Below are 16,666 nucleotides of genomic sequence, written 5' to 3'. Positions count from 1 at the left end.
GTGGTCGGCGTGCGATCTCAGTCGGGCCGCAGTTCGCTCAAGGCAGCATCGAAGGCCGCCGTGCCGCGCCGCAGGTCGGCCGTGATGCGGCCGGCCCGCATGCACAGCAGCCGGTCCGCCAGCGCGGCCTCGCGCCGCAGATGGGTCGCGATCAACAGGCTTCGTCCCGCGGCCTGAACGCGCAGGCGCTGCAGCACATCGTGTGCGGTCGCAGTGTCCAGCGCTTCAGTGGGCTCGTCGAGCAGCCAAAATGGTACGTTCCGCAGCAGCAGGCGCGCCAACGCGAGGCGTCGCGACTGGCCGCCGGAAAGGCCCAGGCCGCCTTCGCCGAGCAGGGTATCGAGGCCCCGGGCCATGGCGCGGACTTCGTCGGCCAGCCCTGCGGCGCGCAGCACCGCCCATAGCCGCGCCTCGTCGGCCGCCGGGTCGGCGAGCCGCAGGTTGTCGCGCAGGCTGTCGTGGAAGAGTTCGGTGCGCTGCGTCAACAGGCAATGGTCTTGCGCGCGGAGTTCACCCTGCTGCGGCTTCAGTTCGCCCGCGATCGCCGCGAGCAGCGTCGACTTGCCTGCACCGCTCGCACCGATCAGCGCGACACGCTCGCCCGCGGCCAGTGCCAGCGCGCCGAGCTGCAGCGCAGGCACGCGGCTGCCGGGGTGCGCCACGACGACATCCTTCAGTTGCAGCGCCAGGCCCTCATCGGGCGCGGCGGGGCCATGCAGGGCCTTCGGCTCGGCCGCCATGCGCGGTGCCAGCCGCCGCGCCGCGAGCCAGCTGCGCCCGGCATCGAGCGCGCCGCGGCGCAAGGCAGCGAAGGGTTCAATGGCCGTCAGTGCCACCAGCAGCGCCAGTGCCGCGGCCGGCGCGCCGATCGCGCCCTCGTCCGCCAGCAGGCCCACCGCCAGCAGCACCGCCGCCAGGGTCAGCGCGCCGGCCATGCCATAGGCCATGCCGGCGCCGGCTTCGAGCCGGTTCAGCACCAGGTCGGCCTTGGCCAGGTGGCGGTCGGCCGCGGCCAGCGCCTCGCGCTGCGCGTCGATGCGGCCCGCCATGACCAGTTCGGTCTGGCCGGCGACCAGGTCCACGGCGCGTGCGCGCAGGCTTTCCATCGCCTGGGCCCGCCGCACTGCGGCCGGCCGCGCACGCTGCGCCACCACCAGCGCGATGCCCCAGCCCGCGGCCAGCAACCAGAGCGCGAGCAACCCGCCCATCCAGGGATTCATGACGCCGAGCACCAGGCCCGCCAGCAGCGCCGCGCCGAGCGCCGCAGCGGCGGGCACCAGGAGGCGCAGGTAGAAGGATTCGAGCGCATCGATGTCCGCGGTCAATCGGAACAAGAGCCGTGCCGGCCGCGCCAGCAACTGGCGTGCGGCATCGGGCCGGGCCCAGCCGCGGAACAGGCGCACGCGCAGCGCGGCCAGAACGGCAAAGCTCGCGTCGTGCGTGATCAACCGCTCGCCATAGCGCGATGCGGTGCGGCCCAGTGCCAGCAGGCGGATGCCGGCCGAGGGCATGAAGACGTCGAAGACGATCGCGGTCGCGGCATGCAGGCCTGCGAGCGCGGTGGCGGTGATGAACCAGCCCGAGAGGCCGAGCAGCGCCATGCCCATCAGGACGGTGAGCGCCGCGAGGGCTGCGCCGAGCACGAGCCTGCGCGGCTCCGCGGCGACAAAGAGTCCCGCGACTGGACGAAGATCGCGCCACAGCTTCATGCCGCTTCCTTCGCGGGCACGGCGTCGAGCCGGATCACGCGGTGCAAGCGCGCGGCCAGCACGGGATCGTGCGTCGCGGCGATCAGGGTCTTGCCGCGCGCGAGTTCGATCAGCGCATCGGCCACGCGCTCCGCGGTCTCGGTGTCGAGGTGCGCCGTGGGCTCGTCGACCAGCAGCAGGTCGGCCTCGGGGTGCACGGCCAACCGCGCCAGCGCGAGGCGCGCCGCCTCGCCGCCCGACAACCCGCTGCCGCCCTCGCCCAGCGCCACGCTCGGGTGGGCCTGGGCCACGCGGTCCAACTGCGCGAAATGCATCGCGGCCTCGACCTGTTCCGAGTCCGCGCCGGCGCGCCCCAGCGTCACGTTAGCCTGCACCGAGCCCGCGAACACGTGGGGCTTCTGGCCCATCCAGGCCATGCGCCGGCGCAGTGCGGCCACGGTCCGGTCCGAGAGCGGGACGCCGCCGATCGCGATCTCGCCCTGCCGCGCCGGCACCAGCCCGGCGATCAGGCAGAGCAAGGCCGTCTTGCCCGAGCCGCTGGGCCCCATCAGCGCGACATGCTCGCCGGCGACGATGCGCAGGTCATAGTCCTCGAAGAAGGCGTCTTCGCCGGCATGGGAGAAATGCAGGCCATGCGCATGCACCGAGGGCGCGCCGGCCGTGGCCTCGTCGCCGGCCGACAATTCGCTCTGCGCGCCGGGCAGCGCCACATCGGTGCGCGCGAGCCGGTCGAGCGCATCGAGCGCCGCCTCGCCGGCTGCGCGGTCGTGCCAGACCGCCGACAGCTCGCGCAGCGGCTCGAAGAAAGCCGGCGCCAGCAGCAGCACAAACATACCCTCGCCCAGGCTCAGGCGCCGGCCCCAGGTGCCGAACTCGAAGGTGCCGAGCAGATGGAAACCGACATAGGCCGCGACCATCGCCACGCCCAGCGCCGAGAACAGCTCCAGCACGGCCGACGACAGGAAGGCGATGCGCAACACCGCCATGGTGCGCCGTCGCAGCGCCTCGGCCGCTTCGCCGAGCCTGAGCGCAGTGGCGGCTATCGCACCGAGCGCACGCAAGGTGGGAAGGCCGCGCAGCCGGTCGAGCAGGAAGGCATTCATGCCTCCCGTTTCCACCAGCTGCGCCTCGCTCGCGGCCCGCGCGCGCCAGCCCACGATGGCCATGAAGAATGGGATCAGCGGCGCCGCGACCAGCAGCACCAATGCCGCCACCCACGAGAAGCCGGCCACCACCGGCAGGATCGCGAGCGGCACGACCATCGCGCGCCAGCGCGCCGGGCCGTAGCGCACCAGGTACGGCACCACCGCCTCCGCCTGCTCCGCGATCACGCTGGCCGCGAGCCCCGAGGCCGGACGCGCACGGTCCAGCGGCGAACGTGCCGCCAGTGCGACAGCGACCCGTGCGCGCAGTTCCGACAGCGCCGCTCGCGCGCCGGTAAAGACGCGGCGCGCCCCCCAGGCCTCGCAGACAACGCGCAGCAGCCCGAGCAGCACGATCCCGCCTGCGGGCCACAGCACCGCCGCCAAGCCCGTGCCCGCCGCCAGGCCCTCGACGGCCCAGGCCAGCAAGGCCGCCTGCGGCAGCCACAGCAGCGCGGCAGCACCCTGAACGAAGGCGGCGAGCCTTGGCGGGTCCAGGGATCGCAAGCCGGCGAGCGAGGGTGCGTGAGGCTGCATTTTGTTGAATTCGTGTAATTTCAGTATTTACTGAACGTTCCACAATGATAGCGGATGTGACACGGCACGGGCAATCGCCCGAAGCGGCATGGTGCACCCGCTAAGCTACGACGCCATGAAGATTCTTTCCATCACGCCGACCTATTTCCCCGAGATCGGAGGCATCGAGTCCGTCGTGCGGGAACTCGCGGTGCGCAACTCGAGCCAGGGCAGCCAGGTCGACATCGCGCACGTGTCCGCCAAGCACACGGGGTTTTCGGTCGGCGAGCTGGACGGCATCAAGGTGTTCCGGGTGCCGGTGCTGGGCAACCGCCTGGCCGGCTATGCGCGCGAGCTCGGCCGGCTTGCCGCCGGCTACGACCTGCTGCACGTGCACGATCCGCAACTGATGATGCTCACCGGCAACGTGCTGCTTCAATGCCGCGACATCCCCGCCGTCCTGAGTACGCACGGCGGCTTTCGCCACACGGCCAAACACGGCGCGATCAAGTGGCTGCACGAGCGCGTGCTGATGCGCCGCCTGCTGCGCCGCTACCGGAAGATCCTCGCGAGCAGCGAATCCGACAAGGCCTACTTCAGCCATTTCTCGAACAGGGTCGAGAAATGCGAGAACGGCATCGCGTACTCGAAGTTCCAGGGCGGGCGCCTCACCGGCGCGCCCGACCCCACCAAGTGGATCTACTGGGGTCGCTGGTCGCGCAACAAGCGCATCGACGCGGTCATCGACACCGTCGCCATGGCAAGGCACCAGGGGATCAAGATCGACCTGCTGATCGCCGGGCCCGATTTCGACAACCTGGGCGAATCGCTGCAGGCGCAGATCGGCGCCCTCCAGCTCGATGACTCGGTCAGGCTGCATCCTTACATCGAAGACGCCGCCCTGCTGCAGGAGCTGCAGCAGCGCACGGTCTTCGTCACGGGCAGCGAGTATGAGGGCTTCGGCATCGGCATCCTGGAGGCGATGGCCGCCGGCAAGATCGTGCTGTGCCGCGACATGGCGCCGATCAACGGCTTCGTCGAGCGCGCAGTCAACGGGCTCTTCCTCGATTTCGACATCGGCGCCAAGGATCTGGCCGTGGTGCGCGAGGTCGCGGGCCTCGACGGCGAGCGCTGCACCGCGATGTCGATGGCCGCGCAGCAGCGGGCCAAGCGCTACGACTGGGAGGTCGTCGCCGAGACCTTCTCGGCGCATTACGCAGAGGCGCTCGCGGCAGGCCGCTAAGAAGCCAGGAAGCTACGAAGAGGCCACCGCGCCGCAGACCAGCAGGCCCGCAAACAAGGCCAGCACCGCGCGCCAGGTGGCGGGTCGCGACTCCACCCACCGGTAGAGCAGCATCGCCGCGACGATCGACAGCGCGAAGGTGGCCAGGAGGCCGATCAGGTCGACCCAGGGCCCGTCGGGCGCGAGCCGGTCGAACGCCGCGCTCACCAGCAGCAGCACCGGAAAGTGGATCAGGAACAGTGAGTACGAGATGCGCCCTAGCCGCAGCAGCGGCTGCGCGAGCAGCGGCCATGCGGCCGGCTCGGGCCCGGCGCGGCGCTGGACCACAGCCAGCAGCAGCGCCGTGACCAGCGCCGTGGCGATGCGGCTGCGCCAGTCGAGCGCCAGGGCCGCGGCGCCGACCAGGAGCAGCAGCGCGATGCCGAACTGCCAGGTGCGTAGCCGCGTCGCGCGGCCGATCCAGAACACGCCCATGCCCAGGCCATAGGCGCCGAAGAAATAGAGCGCCGTGTCGTCGAGCTCTTCGTTGCGGTTGAACACCGCGAGAGAGGCGACGGCCAGCACCAGCACCAGCGCCACGGCGAGCCAGCGCGACCGCTCCGGCCGCAGGGACCAGCGCCGCTGCAGCAGTTCGGAAAAGCTGATCGCCGCGAGCGCCAGCACGAAGAGCTGGAAGTCGATCGCCACGTACCAGACGCCGGTGGACAAGGCGTCGTAGCCGAGCAGATCCTGCAGCAGCAGCCCGTGCGCCAGCAGCTGCGCAATGCCCGGCGCCGCGGGCACCGCCTCGTCGTCGAGCCAGGGCCGCACCAGCGCGGCGACCAGCACGCTGAAGCTCAGTGCCGCCAGGTAGGGCATCGCAAGCCGGCCGTAGCGCTGGAACACGCGGACCAGCGGCCGGTCGACCCGCAGCACGCCGTCGGGCGCCAGGCTGCCCGCCGCCAGAAAACCGGCCAGCACCAGGAACACCTGCACCGCCAGCCGGCCATCCTGCGCCAGCCATTCGAACAGCCCCGGCGCGAGGGAGGACGCGCCTGCCGGCAAGGGCCCGTAGCGCGCGAGGTGGTGCCCGACGATCACGGCGCAGGCCAGGCCTTTCGCCGCATCGAGCAGCGGCAGGCGCGCCGCGGTGGCCGCGGTGTCAGAGCGCAAGGCGGCGACGCGCTTCGTCGTACTCGCGCTTGAGCTTGTCGATGAAAGCGGCGGCGCTCGCGACCTCGGTCACGGCGCCGATGCCCTGGCCCGAACCCCAGATGTCCTTCCAGGCCTTGGCCTTGCTGCCGTCGCCGCCGCCGAAATTCATGGTCTTGAGCTCGCCCTGCGGCAGGTTGGCCGGGTCCATGCCGGCGGCCACGATGCTGGGCGCGAGGTAGTTGCCGTGCACGCCGGTGAACAGGTTCGAATAGACGATGTCGTCGGAGGTGCCGTCGACGATGGCCTGCTTGTACTCGGCGCTGGCGCGCGCCTCCTCGGTGGCGATGAAGGCGGTGCCGATGTAGGCGAAGTCGGCTCCCATGGCCTGCGCCGCGAGCACCGCGCCGCCCGTCGCGATCGAGCCCGACAAGGCGATCGGGCCATCGAACCACTGGCGGATTTCCTGCACCAGGGCGAAGGGGCTCTTGATGCCCGCATGGCCGCCGGCGCCGGCCGCCACGGCGATGATGCCGTCGGCGCCCTTCTCGATCGCCTTCCTCGCGAAGGCGTTGTTGATGATGTCGTGCAGCGTCACGCCGCCGTAGCTGTGGACCGCATCGTTGACGTCGGTGCGCGCGCCGAGCGAGGTGATGACGATCGGCACCTTGTACTTCACGACCATCGCCATGTCATGCTCGAGGCGGTCGTTGCTCTTGTGCACGATCTGGTTGATGGCGAAGGGCGCGGCCGGCTTGTCCGGATTCGCCTTGTTGTACGCCGCGAGCTCTTCGGTGATCTCAGCCAGCCAGTCTTCGAGCTGCGACGCGGGCCGCGCGTTGAGCGCAGGCATCGCGCCGACGACGCCGGCCTTGCACTGCGCGATCACGAGCTTGGGGTTGCTGATGATGAACAGCGGCGAGCCGATGATCGGCAGCGGGAGATTGGCGAGTACGGAAGGCAGCTTGGACATGGGGTCTCCGGATGTTGACTGACTGGATTCAGAAAGCGTCGAGCGCCAGCGCCGTCACGCTCTCGGCGCCATCGACGATGCTGTCGCGCAGGCCGGGCGCCTTGTTGAGGATGTGCTCGGCATAGAAGCGCGCGGTGGCGATCTTGGCGTTCATGAAGGCGGTGTCGGTGCCGGCGTTGGCGAGCGCTTCGGCCACCAGCAGCGAGCGCGCGAGCTGCCAGCCGGCCACCAGGTTGCCCGCCAGCATCAGGTAGGGCACGCTGCCCGCGAACACGGCATTGGCTGATTTCGGTCCGGCCTTGGTCTGGCCGGCGACGAAGTCGACCACGTCGACGAAGGCCTGGCGCGCTGCCGTGAGGCGCTTGCCCACGGCACGCGCGGCGTCGCTGCCCTGCTTCGCGAGTTCGGCCTCGGTCTGCTCGATCTGCGCGGCAATGGCCTTCGCGGTCTGGCCGCCGTCGCGCGCGGTCTTGCGGCCCACCAGGTCGTTGGCCTGGATCGCCGTCGTGCCTTCGTAGATGGTGAGGATCTTGGCATCGCGCAGGTACTGCGCCGCGCCGGTCTCCTCGATGAAGCCCATGCCGCCGTGCACCTGCACGCCGAGCGAGGCGACCTCCAGGCTCATCTCGGTGCTATAGCCCTTGACCAGCGGCACCATGAATTCGTAGAAGGCCTGGTTCTGCCGGCGCGTGTCTGCGTCCGCGTGGTGATGCGCCGCGTCGTAGGCGGCCGCGGCCACCGCGGCCATGGCGCGGCAGCCCTCGGTGTAGGCACGCATCGTCATCAGCATGCGCTTCACGTCGGGGTGATGGATGATCGGCGCGCTGGCGTTGATCGAGCCGTCGACCGGACGGCTCTGCACGCGGTCCCTGGCATAGGCCACCGCCTGCTGGTAGGCGCGCTCGGCGATCGCGATGCCCTGCATGCCGACGGCGTAGCGGGCTGCGTTCATCATGATGAACATGTATTCGAGGCCGCGGTTTTCCTGGCCCACGAGGTACCCCACGGCACCACCGTGGTCGCCGTACTGCAGCACGGCGGTCGGACTGGCCTTGATGCCCAGCTTGTGCTCGATGCTCACGCAGTGCACGTCGTTGCGAACGCCCAGCGAACCATCCTTGTTCACGAGGAACTTGGGGCAAACGAACAGGCTGATGCCCTTCACGCCTTCGGGCGCGCCGGCCACGCGCGCGAGCACGAGGTGCACGATGTTCTCGGCCATGTCGTGCTCGCCGTAGGTGATGAAGATCTTGGTGCCGAAGATCTTGTAGCTGCCGTCGGGTTGCGGCTCGGCGCGGCTGCGCACCATTGCGAGATCGCTGCCGGCCTGCGGCTCGGTCAGGTTCATGGTGCCGGTCCATTGCCCGCTCACCAGCTTCTCGAGGTAGGTGGCCTTGAGCTCGTCGGAGCCGGCCGTGAGCAGCGCTTCGATGGCGCCGTCGCTCAGGAGCGGACACAGCGCGAAGCTCATGTTGGCCGAGTTGAGCATCTCGCCGCAGGCCGCGCCGATGGTCTTGGGCAGGCCCTGGCCGCCGAACTCGGCCGGATGCTGCAGGCCCTGCCAGCCGCCCGCCACGTACTGCGCAAAAGCTTCCTTGAAGCCCGGCGTGGTCGCGACCCGGCCGTCCTTGAACGAGGACGGATGCCGGTCTCCCGCGACGTTCAGCGGCGCGACCACGTCGCGGTTGAAGCGCGCGCATTCCTCGAGCACGGCCTGGGCGGTTTCGAGCCCGGCGTCTTCGAGGCCCGGCATCTGCGAGACCTGCGCGATGTTCGCGAGGTGCTCGATGTCGAACAGCATGTCCTTGATGGGGGCGGTGTAGCTCATGGTTGTCTCCAATGCAGCAGATACGAAAAGGGCATCGCGAACGATGCCCTTCACCTGTCTTTCTCTGTTCGATGAAAGCGGATCAGAGCGCTTTCACCAGTTCCGGCACGGCCGTGAACAGGTCGGCTTCCAGCCCATAGTCGGCCACCGAGAAGATCGGCGCTTCCGGGTCCTTGTTGATCGCCACGATCACCTTCGAATCCTTCATGCCCGCCAGATGCTGGATCGCGCCCGAGATGCCGCAGGCGATGTAGAGCTGCGGCGCCACGATCTTGCCGGTCTGTCCGACCTGCCAGTCGTTGGGCGCGTAGCCCGCGTCCACTGCGGCGCGGCTGGCGCCCAGGCCGGCGTTGAGCTTGTCGGCCAGCGGCGCCATCACTTCGGTGAACTTCTCGGCGCTGCCGAGTGCCCGGCCGCCCGAGACGATGATCTTGGCGGCCGTGAGTTCGGGACGCTCGCTCTTGGTGATTTCGCGTCCGACGAAGCTCGACTTGCCGCTGTCGGCCACGCCCTCGGCGCTCTCGACCGCGGCGCTGCCACCGGTGGCGGCCGCCGGGTCGAAGCCGGTGGTGCGCACCGTGATCACCTTGATCGCATCGCTGCTCTGCACGATGGCAATCGCATTGCCCGCATAGATCGGGCGCTCGAAGGTGTCGGGGCTGTCGACCTTGGTGACGTCGCTGATCTGCGCCACGTCGAGCTTGGCTGCGACGCGCGGCGCCACGTTCTTGCCGTTGGCCGTGGCCGGGAACAGGATGTGGCTGTAGTTCTTGGCGATGGCCAGGACTTGCGCGGCGACGTTCTCGGCCAGGTTCTCGGCGAGAGACGGGCTGTCGGCGGCGATGACCTTGGCGACGCCGGCGATCTTGGCGGCGGCGGCAGCGGCTTCGGCGGCATTGGCACCGGCCACCAGCACATGCACATCGCCGCTCTGGCAGGCGAGGCCCGCGGTCACGGTGTTGAGGGTCGCCGGCTTGACGGTGGCGTGGTCGTGTTCTGCGATAACGAGTACGGTCATGTCGGTCTTCCTCAGATCACCTTGGCTTCGTTCTTGAGCTTGTCCACCAGCGTGGCGACATCGGGCACCTTGATGCCGGCGCCGCGCTTGGGCGGCTCGCTGACCTTCAGGGTCTTCAGGCGCGGCTTGACGTCCACGCCCAGGTCTTCGGGCTTGAAGGTGTCGAGCTGCTTCTTCTTGGCCTTCATGATGTTGGGCAAGGTGACGTAGCGCGGCTCGTTCAGGCGCAGGTCGGTGGTGATGACCGCGGGCAGCGTGAGCTGGATGGTTTCCAGGCCGCCGTCGACTTCGCGCGTGACCTTGACCTTGTCGCCCTCGACCTCGACCTTCGAAGCGAAAGTAGCTTGCGGAAGATCAGCCAAGGCCGCCAGCATCTGGCCGGTCTGGTTGGCGTCGTCGTCGATCGCCTGCTTGCCGAGGATGACCAGTTGGGGCTGTTCCTTGTCGACCAGGGCCTTGAGCAGCTTGGCCACGGCGAGCGGCTGCAGTTCTTCGGAGGTCTCGACCAGGATGCCGCGGTCGGCGCCGATGGCCATGGCGGTGCGCAGGGTTTCCTGGCACTTGGCATCGCCGCAGGAGACGGCGATGACTTCGGTGACCACGCCCTTTTCCTTCAGGCGGACCGCCTCTTCGACGGCGATCTCGTCGAAGGGGTTCATGCTCATCTTGACGTTGGCGATGTCCACACCGGTGCCGTCGGACTTGACGCGCACCTTCACGTTGAAATCGACGACCCGCTTGACGGGGACCAGGACCTTCATTGGCTTGACTCCATTGAATTGCGAAACCGGGGGTGCAGGGGAACCGGAGATTTTAGGCGCCGGCCTCTGCGCGAGCTGTTCATTTCAATCACCTGGCGCGGGGCGCGAAGAAAAAGAACGATCGTGCTTTTTTGCGATTATAGGCGAGCCGCCTCGGGCGCCGAAACGCCGGGCGGCAGCGACTCGACGCGCAGCACGCGCTGGGGGTACGGAATGTCGATGCCGGCGGCACGAAGGCCCTCGAGGATCGCGATGTTGATGGGCGAGCGGACGTTGTCCTTGCCCTTGTCGGGATCGGCGATCCAGAAGTTGAGGCTGAACTCCAGCCCGTCGGGCGCGAAGTTGACGAGGAATGCGACCGGCGCGGGATCGCTCAGCACGCGCGCCTGCGCGGCGGCCGCATCGCACAAGATGGCCTGCACCTGCGCCACGTCGCTGTCGTAGCCGACCACGATGCTGGTCGTGATGTTGAACTTGAGGTCGGACACGGAAAGGTTCTCGACCCGGCTCGTGATCAGCGATTCGTTCGGCACGATCGACTCGCGCCCGTTGCCCTGCCGCACCAGCGTGTAGCGTGTCTTGATGTCGGTGATGCGGCCCTCGAAGCCGTCGACCTTGACGTTGTCGCCGATGCGGATCGAGCGCTCCAGCAGGATCACGAAACCGCTCACGTAATTGGCGGCCAGCTTCTGCAGGCCGAAGCCGAGGCCCACGCCCAGCGCGCCGCCCAGCACCGAGAGCGCCGTCAGGTCGACCCCCACCGCCGACAAGGCGAACAGCAGGCCGATCAGGAGCAGGAAGGCGCGGATCGCGTTCGACGCCACCTTGCGCATCGACAGGTCGGTCACCGAGGTGCGCAAGATGCGCTTCTCGATCGTCGAGGCGATCCACAGCGCGATCACGAGCACGAGGCCGGCCGACAGGATGCCTTCCAGGATGGTGCGCAGGCTGACGCGGGTCTTGCCGAAGGCCAGTGTGATGTTCTCGAGCTCGGCCAGCACCGCGGGCAGCAGGCCGACGATCCAGAGCACCGCCGCAATCCATGCGATCCACGAGATCGTGCGCTCGACCAGGCGGATCAGCGCCGAGGTCGGGAACACCGCCCTGAGCACCCGCGCGAACAGGCGGATGGCCGCGAGCGAAAGGAACACCGGCACTGCCATGCGCAGCACCAGCACCGGCTGGAACTCGAGCACGAAGCGGCGCGCCAGATCGGTCAAGAGCAGTGCGAGCAGCGGGAACAGCAGGCCGTCGAAGGTGCGCTCGCCGAACCAGATCGAATCCTTGGGCTGGTCGCGGCCGAACCAGCGGCAGACCGCCCAGGCCAGCGCCACGCAGCCGACCAGAGCCGCAAGTTCGATCCACAGGCTGCGCGCGTCGATCTGGCCGAGGCGCTGAGTGAAGGTGAAGGCGCTGAGATCCATCCTAGGGGCTGCCCTAGAGATCAGCCAGCACGCGCAGGTGCGTTTCGACGCTGCGCGCGAGCGCATCGAGGTTGTAGCCGCCTTCCAGCATCGACACGATGCGGCCCTGGGAATGGCGTCGCGCCACGTCGCGGACACGCTCGGTGATCCATGCGAAGTCGTTCTCGTTGAGCCGGAGCTGGCCCAGGTCGTCGTCGCGATGGGCGTCGAAACCCGCGCTCACGAAGATCATCTGCGGCTTGAATTCGTCGAGCCGCGGCATCCAGCAGGCCTCGATCAGCTCGCGCACGTCCATGCCCTTGGTATAGGCCGGCACCGGCAGGTTGAGCATGTTCGGCGCCGGATGGTCGGTGCCGCTGTACGGATAGAAGGGATGCTGGAAGAAGCCCACCATCAGCACGCGCGGGTCGTTGCTCAGGATGTCTTCGGTGCCGTTGCCGTGGTGGACGTCGAAATCGACGATCGCGACGCGTTCCAGGCCATGTTCTTCGATCGCATGGCGCGCCGCGATCGCGACGTTGTTGAGGAAGCAGAAGCCCATCGCCTTGTCGCGGCAGGCATGGTGGCCGGGCGGGCGCACGGCGCAGAAGGCGTTGTCCAGCTCGCCGGTGATCACCGCGTCGGTCGCGGCGATGGCGGCGCCGGCGGCGCGGCGGGCAGCGAGCACGCTGAAGCGGTTGAGCGCGGTGTCGGGATCGAGCTGCGCGTAGCGCGGGCCGCCGGCCGGGGCGTCGGCGATCAGCCGCTGGCTCAGCGCCTCGAGGAGTTCCAGGTGTTCGACGCTGTGCGCCCGCGTGATCTGCTCCAGCGTGGCCAGCGGCACCTCTGCGCGTTCGAGCGCGTCGGCGACGCCGGTTGCAAGCAGCCGGTCCTCGATCGCATCGAGCCGCTCCGGGCATTCGGGATGCCCCGCGCCCATCTCGTGTTTCCAGCAGTCGCGGTGGGTGAAATAGCCGGTTTTGCCCATGGATCGATCACGTCGTAGCCTCATGCAGCGTAGGGCCGCAGGGCTTTACGGTATTGTTTGCATATGGATACAAAAATGGACGTTGCCGCGAAGCTCGCCAGTTTGCTCGGCCAGCTTAACACGGTGATCGTGGGCAAAGAGGCACAGGTGCGCGACTGCGTGGCCTGCCTCCTGGCCGGCGGTCACCTGCTGATCGAGGATGTGCCGGGCGTCGGCAAGACCACCCTCGCCCACGCGCTTTCGCACACTTTCGGCCTGCAGTTCTCGCGGGTTCAGTTCACCGCCGACCTGATGCCGGGCGACCTCTCGGGCGTGGCGATCTACGACCGCGGGCAGCAGGCTTTCGTGTTCCACCCCGGACCCATCTTTGCCCAGGTGCTCTTGGCCGACGAGATCAACCGTGCGAGCCCCAAGACCCAGAGCGCGCTCTTGGAAGCGATGGAGGAGAAGCAGGTCACGGTGGAAGGCGAAACCCGCCCTCTTCCCACGCCCTTCTTCGTGATCGCGACGCAGAACCCGCACGATCAGCTCGGCACCTTCGCGCTGCCCGAGTCGCAGCTCGACCGTTTCCTGATGCGCATCTCGCTGGGTTACCCCGACCGCGCCGCCGAGCGCGAACTGCTGGCCGGCGCCGACCGGCGTGAAATGCTCGCGGGTCTGCCGGCCTTGTTGACAGCGGGTGAACTCACGGCGCTGCAGCAGCGCGTGCTGCAGGTGCATGCGGCCGAGCCGCTCCTGAACTACGTGCAGGACCTGATCGCCGCGACGCGCTCGGGCCGCTGGTTCCTGCAGGGCCTCTCGCCGCGCGCCGGCATCGCCGTGCTGCGCGCGGCCAAGGCGCAGGCGCTCTTGGCCAACCGCGACTACGTGGCGCCCGACGACGTGCAGGCCGTGCTGCCGCAAACCATCGCGCACCGGCTCACGCCGCTCGGCGATGCGGGCCGCGGCGCGGTCGAGCAGGTGCGCGCCATGACCGCCGCAGTCCCCTTGCCGTGAAACTGCTGGCGCCGCTTCGCTCGCGCATCGACGGCTGGTTTCTCTCGCGCCGGCCGCCTTCGGACACGCTCGAGCTCACGCAGCGCAACGTCTATATCGTGCCGACGCCCGCGGGCTGGATGCTGGGCGCCACGCTGCTGCTGCTGCTGATCGCGTCGATCAACTACCAGCTCAACCTCGGCTATCTGCTGACCTTCCTGCTGGCCGGCAGCGTGGCGGTCGGCATGTATGTGTGCCATGCCACCCTGCGCGGGCTCGCGCTGCGCCTGATGACGCCCGATCCGCGCTATGCGGGTGCGGCCGCCGTGTTCCGCGTGGTGCTGCACAACGCCCGGCGCAGCACGCGCTACGGCATCGGACTGGCCGTGCGTCACAGCGGGCAATGGTCGTGGAGCGACGTGCCGGCCGAGGGCAGCGCAACGGTCGAGGTCGCCTTCAAGCCCGAACGCCGCGGTCTGCATCCGGTGCCGACGCTCACGGCCGAAACCCGTTTTCCGCTGGGCACCTTTCGCGTCTGGACGGTGTGGCGGCCGGCCTCGCAGGTGCTGGTCTACCCGGCCCCCGAGCCGAACCCGCCGCCGCTGCCGCCCGGCGAACCCCTGGCCGGGCAGGCGGCGGCGTCGATGCTGCGCGCGAACGTGGCCGGCGAGTACGACGGGGTGCGCGCATATCGGCGCGGGGACCCGCTGAAGCTCGTGGTGTGGAAGCGCGCGGCGCGGGCGCAGGCCACGGGCTCGGAAGAACTCGTGAGCCGCGACACGCAGCAGGCGCAGCGGCAGGAGCTGTGGCTGGACGCGCAATCTGCCGGCCTGCCCGGTTGGGAAGCGCGGCTGTCGCGGCTTTGCGCGTGGGTGCTGATGGCGGACCGGTTGGGCGTGGATTACGGGTTGCGGGTGGGCGGCAAGGTGGTTGCTCCTTCTCAGGGGGAGGCGCACAAGCGGCGGTGTCTGGAGGTGCTGGCCTTATGTTGACCAGGCTCCAATCGCTGCCCCGGGAAGCCAGAGACACCCTCTTCCTGCTCGGCGTGATCGCGCTCATCCTGCTGCCCCAGGTCCCGAATCTGCCCTGGTGGTGCAGCACCCTCACCGCCATCGTCCTGTTCTGGCGCGGCGTCCTGGCCGTGCAGGCCAAGCCGCTGCCCAGCAGATGGTGGCGCGCCGGCCTGCTCGCGGTCACGCTGGTCGCCACCTACGCCACGCATCGCACGCTGCTTGGCCGCGACGCCGGCGTCACGCTGATCGTGATCCTCCTTGCGCTCAAGACGCTGGAGCTGCGCGCCCGGCGCGACGCCTTCGTGATCTTCTTTCTGGGCTTCTTCACGATGCTCACGAACTTCTTCTACTCGCAGTCGCTGCCCACCGCCTTCGCGATGCTGCTGGCACTGCTGGGCCTCCTGACCGCGCTGGTCAACGCCCACATGCCGGTCGGCAAGCCGCCGCTCATGCAGGCGGCGCGCACCGCGGGCTGGATGGCGCTGCTCGGCGCACCGATCATGCTGGTGCTGTTCCTGCTATTCCCGCGCATGGCGCCGCTCTGGGGCACGCCCAACGACGCGATGACCGGCCGCACCGGCCTCTCGAACACGATGCGCGTGGGCAGCATCGCGCAGCTCGCGCTCGACGACGGCATCGCGGCGCGCATCAGGTTCGACGGCAACCGCATCCCGGCGCAGCGCGACCTGTACTTCCGCGGCCCGGTGCTGTCGCAGTTCGACGGCCGCGAATGGACATCGCCGCCGCTCTTCTCGCGCGGCTTCCTGCCGCAGAACCTGCGCGTGCGCGGGGACGCCATCGGCTACGAAGTCACGCTGGAGCCCAGCAACCGCCCCTGGCTGCTGACGCTCGATGCCGCGCCGGCCAAGCCGGAGTTGCCGGGCTACGAACTGTTCGGCACGCCCGAGCTGCAATGGGTCGCGAACCGGCCGATCGGCGACCTGGTGCGCTACCGCGCCCAGAGCTTCACGCAGTTCCAGAGCGGCCCGCAGCGCCGCACAGCCGCGTTGCAACCCTACGTGGCGCTGCCTCCGGGCTCGAACCCGCGCACGGCCGAACTGGCCGCGCAGATGAAGCGCGACCCGGCCCTCGCCGGCGCGGCCACGCCAGCCTTCGTGCAGGCCGCTCTGCAACGGCTGCGCACGGGGGGCTACAGCTACACGCTCGAACCCGGTGTCTACGGCAACGACACCGCCGACGAGTTCTGGTTCGACAGGAAAGCCGGCTTCTGCGAACACATCGCCTCGGCCTTCGTGGTGCTGATGCGCGCGCTCGACATCCCCGCGCGCATCGTCACCGGCTACCAGGGCGGCGAGATCAACGGCGTCGACAACTTCTGGACGCTGCGCCACAGCGATGCGCACGCCTGGGCCGAGGTGTGGCAGGAAGGCGCGGGCTGGATACGCGTCGATCCGACCGGCGCCATCTCGCCGGACCGCGTCGGCCAGTTCCAGCGCCTCGCGCCGCAGCCGGGCCTCTTCGCCGGCGCGATCAACGGGATGAGCCCTACGCTGGCGCAGAACCTGCGCGCCGCCTGGGAAGCGGTCAACAACGGCTGGAACCAGTGGGTGCTCAACTACACGCAGAGCCGGCAGCTCGACCTGCTCAAGAACCTGGGCTTCGAAGCGCCGAGCCTGCAGGACCTGGCGACCGTGCTGCTCGTGCTGCTGGTCGTGGCCAGCCTGGCGGGCGCCGGCTGGACGCTGTGGGAACGCAGCCAGCACGACCCGTGGCTGCGCCTGCTCGGCCAGGCCCGTGCACGCATGAAGAAGGCAGGCATCGAGGTGCCCGACGCGATGCCGCCGCGCCAGATGGCGGCCCGGCTGGCCGAACGCTTCGGTGCCGGCGCGCAGGCGGCTGCGGACTGGCTGCTCAAGCTCGAGGCGCAGCGCTACGCCAGAACGCCCGGGCCGGCGCTGGCCGCGCTCAAGGCCGAGTTCCGCCGCCTGGCCTGGCCGCGCTGAAA

13 protein-coding genes are annotated in these 16,666 nt (G+C 69.1%); 4 read left to right on the top strand and 9 right to left on the bottom strand.

Features of this window, described 5'->3' with window-relative positions; translation table 11 throughout:
• Positions 1 to 17 precede the first annotated feature (17 nt).
• Together ACSQ9A_RS10660 and cydD are read right to left on the bottom strand one after the other, a co-directional pair.
• Complete coding sequence (locus tag ACSQ9A_RS10660) at positions 18 to 1,709, bottom strand: ATP-binding cassette domain-containing protein (RefSeq protein WP_436303620.1); 1,692 nt, start codon at positions 1,707 to 1,709, stop codon at positions 18 to 20.
• Positions 1,706 to 3,388, bottom strand: a complete 1,683-nt coding sequence (gene cydD, locus ACSQ9A_RS10655) for a thiol reductant ABC exporter subunit CydD (RefSeq protein ID WP_436303619.1) — start codon at positions 3,386 to 3,388, stop codon at positions 1,706 to 1,708. Before cydD ends, ACSQ9A_RS10660 begins: the two co-directional genes overlap by 4 nt.
• Before the next feature lie 115 nt (positions 3,389 to 3,503).
• Between cydD and ACSQ9A_RS10650 the strand changes: the two genes are divergently transcribed.
• Positions 3,504 to 4,610: a glycosyltransferase family 4 protein gene (locus ACSQ9A_RS10650; protein ID WP_436303618.1), complete on the top strand. Its 1,107-nt coding sequence runs from the start codon at positions 3,504 to 3,506 to the stop codon at positions 4,608 to 4,610.
• A gap of 12 nt (positions 4,611 to 4,622) precedes the next feature.
• Here ACSQ9A_RS10650 and ACSQ9A_RS10645 read toward each other — a convergent pair whose 3' ends face one another.
• The 7 genes from ACSQ9A_RS10645 to ACSQ9A_RS10615 all read right to left on the bottom strand — a co-directional run bounded on the left by ACSQ9A_RS10645 (position 4,623) and on the right by ACSQ9A_RS10615 (position 12,712).
• Positions 4,623 to 5,729 carry an acyltransferase family protein gene (locus ACSQ9A_RS10645; RefSeq protein ID WP_436306281.1) on the bottom strand — a complete coding sequence of 369 codons (1,107 nt, stop codon included), beginning with the start codon at positions 5,727 to 5,729 and terminating at the stop codon, positions 4,623 to 4,625.
• Positions 5,730 to 5,751: 22 nt separating this feature from the next.
• On the bottom strand, positions 5,752 to 6,714 hold the full coding sequence (locus ACSQ9A_RS10640) for an NAD(P)H-dependent flavin oxidoreductase (protein ID WP_093109431.1): 963 nt from the start codon (positions 6,712 to 6,714) through the stop codon (positions 5,752 to 5,754).
• Positions 6,715 to 6,742: 28 nt separating this feature from the next.
• The gene (locus tag ACSQ9A_RS10635) at positions 6,743 to 8,542 is read right to left on the bottom strand and encodes an acyl-CoA dehydrogenase (protein WP_436303617.1); all 1,800 of its coding nucleotides are present in this window, start codon (positions 8,540 to 8,542) and stop codon (positions 6,743 to 6,745) included.
• Positions 8,543 to 8,624: 82 nt separating this feature from the next.
• Positions 8,625 to 9,560 (bottom strand): electron transfer flavoprotein subunit alpha/FixB family protein, encoded by a 936-nt coding sequence (locus ACSQ9A_RS10630; protein WP_436303616.1) that lies wholly within the window; start codon positions 9,558 to 9,560, stop codon positions 8,625 to 8,627.
• A gap of 11 nt (positions 9,561 to 9,571) precedes the next feature.
• Positions 9,572 to 10,321 carry an electron transfer flavoprotein subunit beta/FixA family protein gene (locus ACSQ9A_RS10625; protein WP_093112348.1) on the bottom strand — a complete coding sequence of 250 codons (750 nt, stop codon included), beginning with the start codon at positions 10,319 to 10,321 and terminating at the stop codon, positions 9,572 to 9,574.
• A 137-nt stretch (positions 10,322 to 10,458) separates the two neighbouring features.
• The gene (locus ACSQ9A_RS10620; RefSeq protein ID WP_436303615.1) at positions 10,459 to 11,745 is read right to left on the bottom strand and encodes a mechanosensitive ion channel family protein; all 1,287 of its coding nucleotides are present in this window, start codon (positions 11,743 to 11,745) and stop codon (positions 10,459 to 10,461) included.
• A gap of 13 nt (positions 11,746 to 11,758) precedes the next feature.
• Positions 11,759 to 12,712, bottom strand: a complete 954-nt coding sequence (locus tag ACSQ9A_RS10615; protein WP_436303614.1) for a histone deacetylase family protein — start codon at positions 12,710 to 12,712, stop codon at positions 11,759 to 11,761.
• A 75-nt stretch (positions 12,713 to 12,787) separates the two neighbouring features.
• On the opposite strand from ACSQ9A_RS10615, the gene ACSQ9A_RS10610 reads away from it, so the two are divergent.
• From ACSQ9A_RS10610 to ACSQ9A_RS10600, 3 genes are read left to right on the top strand one after another with little or no spacing between them, the layout of a single operon-like run.
• Complete coding sequence (locus tag ACSQ9A_RS10610) at positions 12,788 to 13,708, top strand: AAA family ATPase (RefSeq protein ID WP_093102643.1); 921 nt, start codon at positions 12,788 to 12,790, stop codon at positions 13,706 to 13,708.
• A gap of 2 nt (positions 13,709 to 13,710) precedes the next feature.
• The gene (locus tag ACSQ9A_RS10605; protein WP_436290821.1) at positions 13,711 to 14,679 is read left to right on the top strand and encodes a DUF58 domain-containing protein; all 969 of its coding nucleotides are present in this window, start codon (positions 13,711 to 13,713) and stop codon (positions 14,677 to 14,679) included.
• On the top strand, positions 14,673 to 16,664 hold the full coding sequence (locus ACSQ9A_RS10600) for a transglutaminaseTgpA domain-containing protein (RefSeq protein WP_436303613.1): 1,992 nt from the start codon (positions 14,673 to 14,675) through the stop codon (positions 16,662 to 16,664). The genes ACSQ9A_RS10605 and ACSQ9A_RS10600 overlap by 7 nt, the downstream gene beginning before the upstream one ends.
• Positions 16,665 to 16,666 lie beyond the last annotated feature (2 nt).

The organism is Variovorax sp. LjRoot290 (assembly GCF_964253985.1).
Lineage (GTDB): Bacteria > Pseudomonadota > Gammaproteobacteria > Burkholderiales > Burkholderiaceae_C > Variovorax.
This window is presented reverse-complemented; position numbering and strand designations above follow the sequence as displayed.

Excerpts from the sequence above, each read along its gene's own strand:
- ACSQ9A_RS10615 (WP_436303614.1), bottom strand. The coding sequence starts at position 12,712 with ATGGGCAAAACCGGCTATTTCACCCACCGCGACTGCTGGAAACACGAG.
- ACSQ9A_RS10620 (WP_436303615.1), bottom strand. The coding sequence starts at position 11,745 with ATGGATCTCAGCGCCTTCACCTTCACTCAGCGCCTCGGCCAGATCGAC.
- cydD (WP_436303619.1), bottom strand. The coding sequence starts at position 3,388 with ATGCAGCCTCACGCACCCTCGCTCGCCGGCTTGCGATCCCTGGACCCG.
- ACSQ9A_RS10600 (WP_436303613.1), top strand. The coding sequence starts at position 14,673 with ATGTTGACCAGGCTCCAATCGCTGCCCCGGGAAGCCAGAGACACCCTC.
- ACSQ9A_RS10610 (WP_093102643.1), top strand. The coding sequence starts at position 12,788 with ATGGACGTTGCCGCGAAGCTCGCCAGTTTGCTCGGCCAGCTTAACACG.
- ACSQ9A_RS10625 (WP_093112348.1), bottom strand. The coding sequence starts at position 10,321 with ATGAAGGTCCTGGTCCCCGTCAAGCGGGTCGTCGATTTCAACGTGAAG.
- ACSQ9A_RS10640 (WP_093109431.1), bottom strand. The coding sequence starts at position 6,714 with ATGTCCAAGCTGCCTTCCGTACTCGCCAATCTCCCGCTGCCGATCATC.
- ACSQ9A_RS10660 (WP_436303620.1), bottom strand. The coding sequence starts at position 1,709 with ATGAAGCTGTGGCGCGATCTTCGTCCAGTCGCGGGACTCTTTGTCGCC.
- ACSQ9A_RS10635 (WP_436303617.1), bottom strand. The coding sequence starts at position 8,542 with ATGAGCTACACCGCCCCCATCAAGGACATGCTGTTCGACATCGAGCAC.
- ACSQ9A_RS10630 (WP_436303616.1), bottom strand. The coding sequence starts at position 9,560 with ATGACCGTACTCGTTATCGCAGAACACGACCACGCCACCGTCAAGCCG.
- ACSQ9A_RS10650 (WP_436303618.1), top strand. The coding sequence starts at position 3,504 with ATGAAGATTCTTTCCATCACGCCGACCTATTTCCCCGAGATCGGAGGC.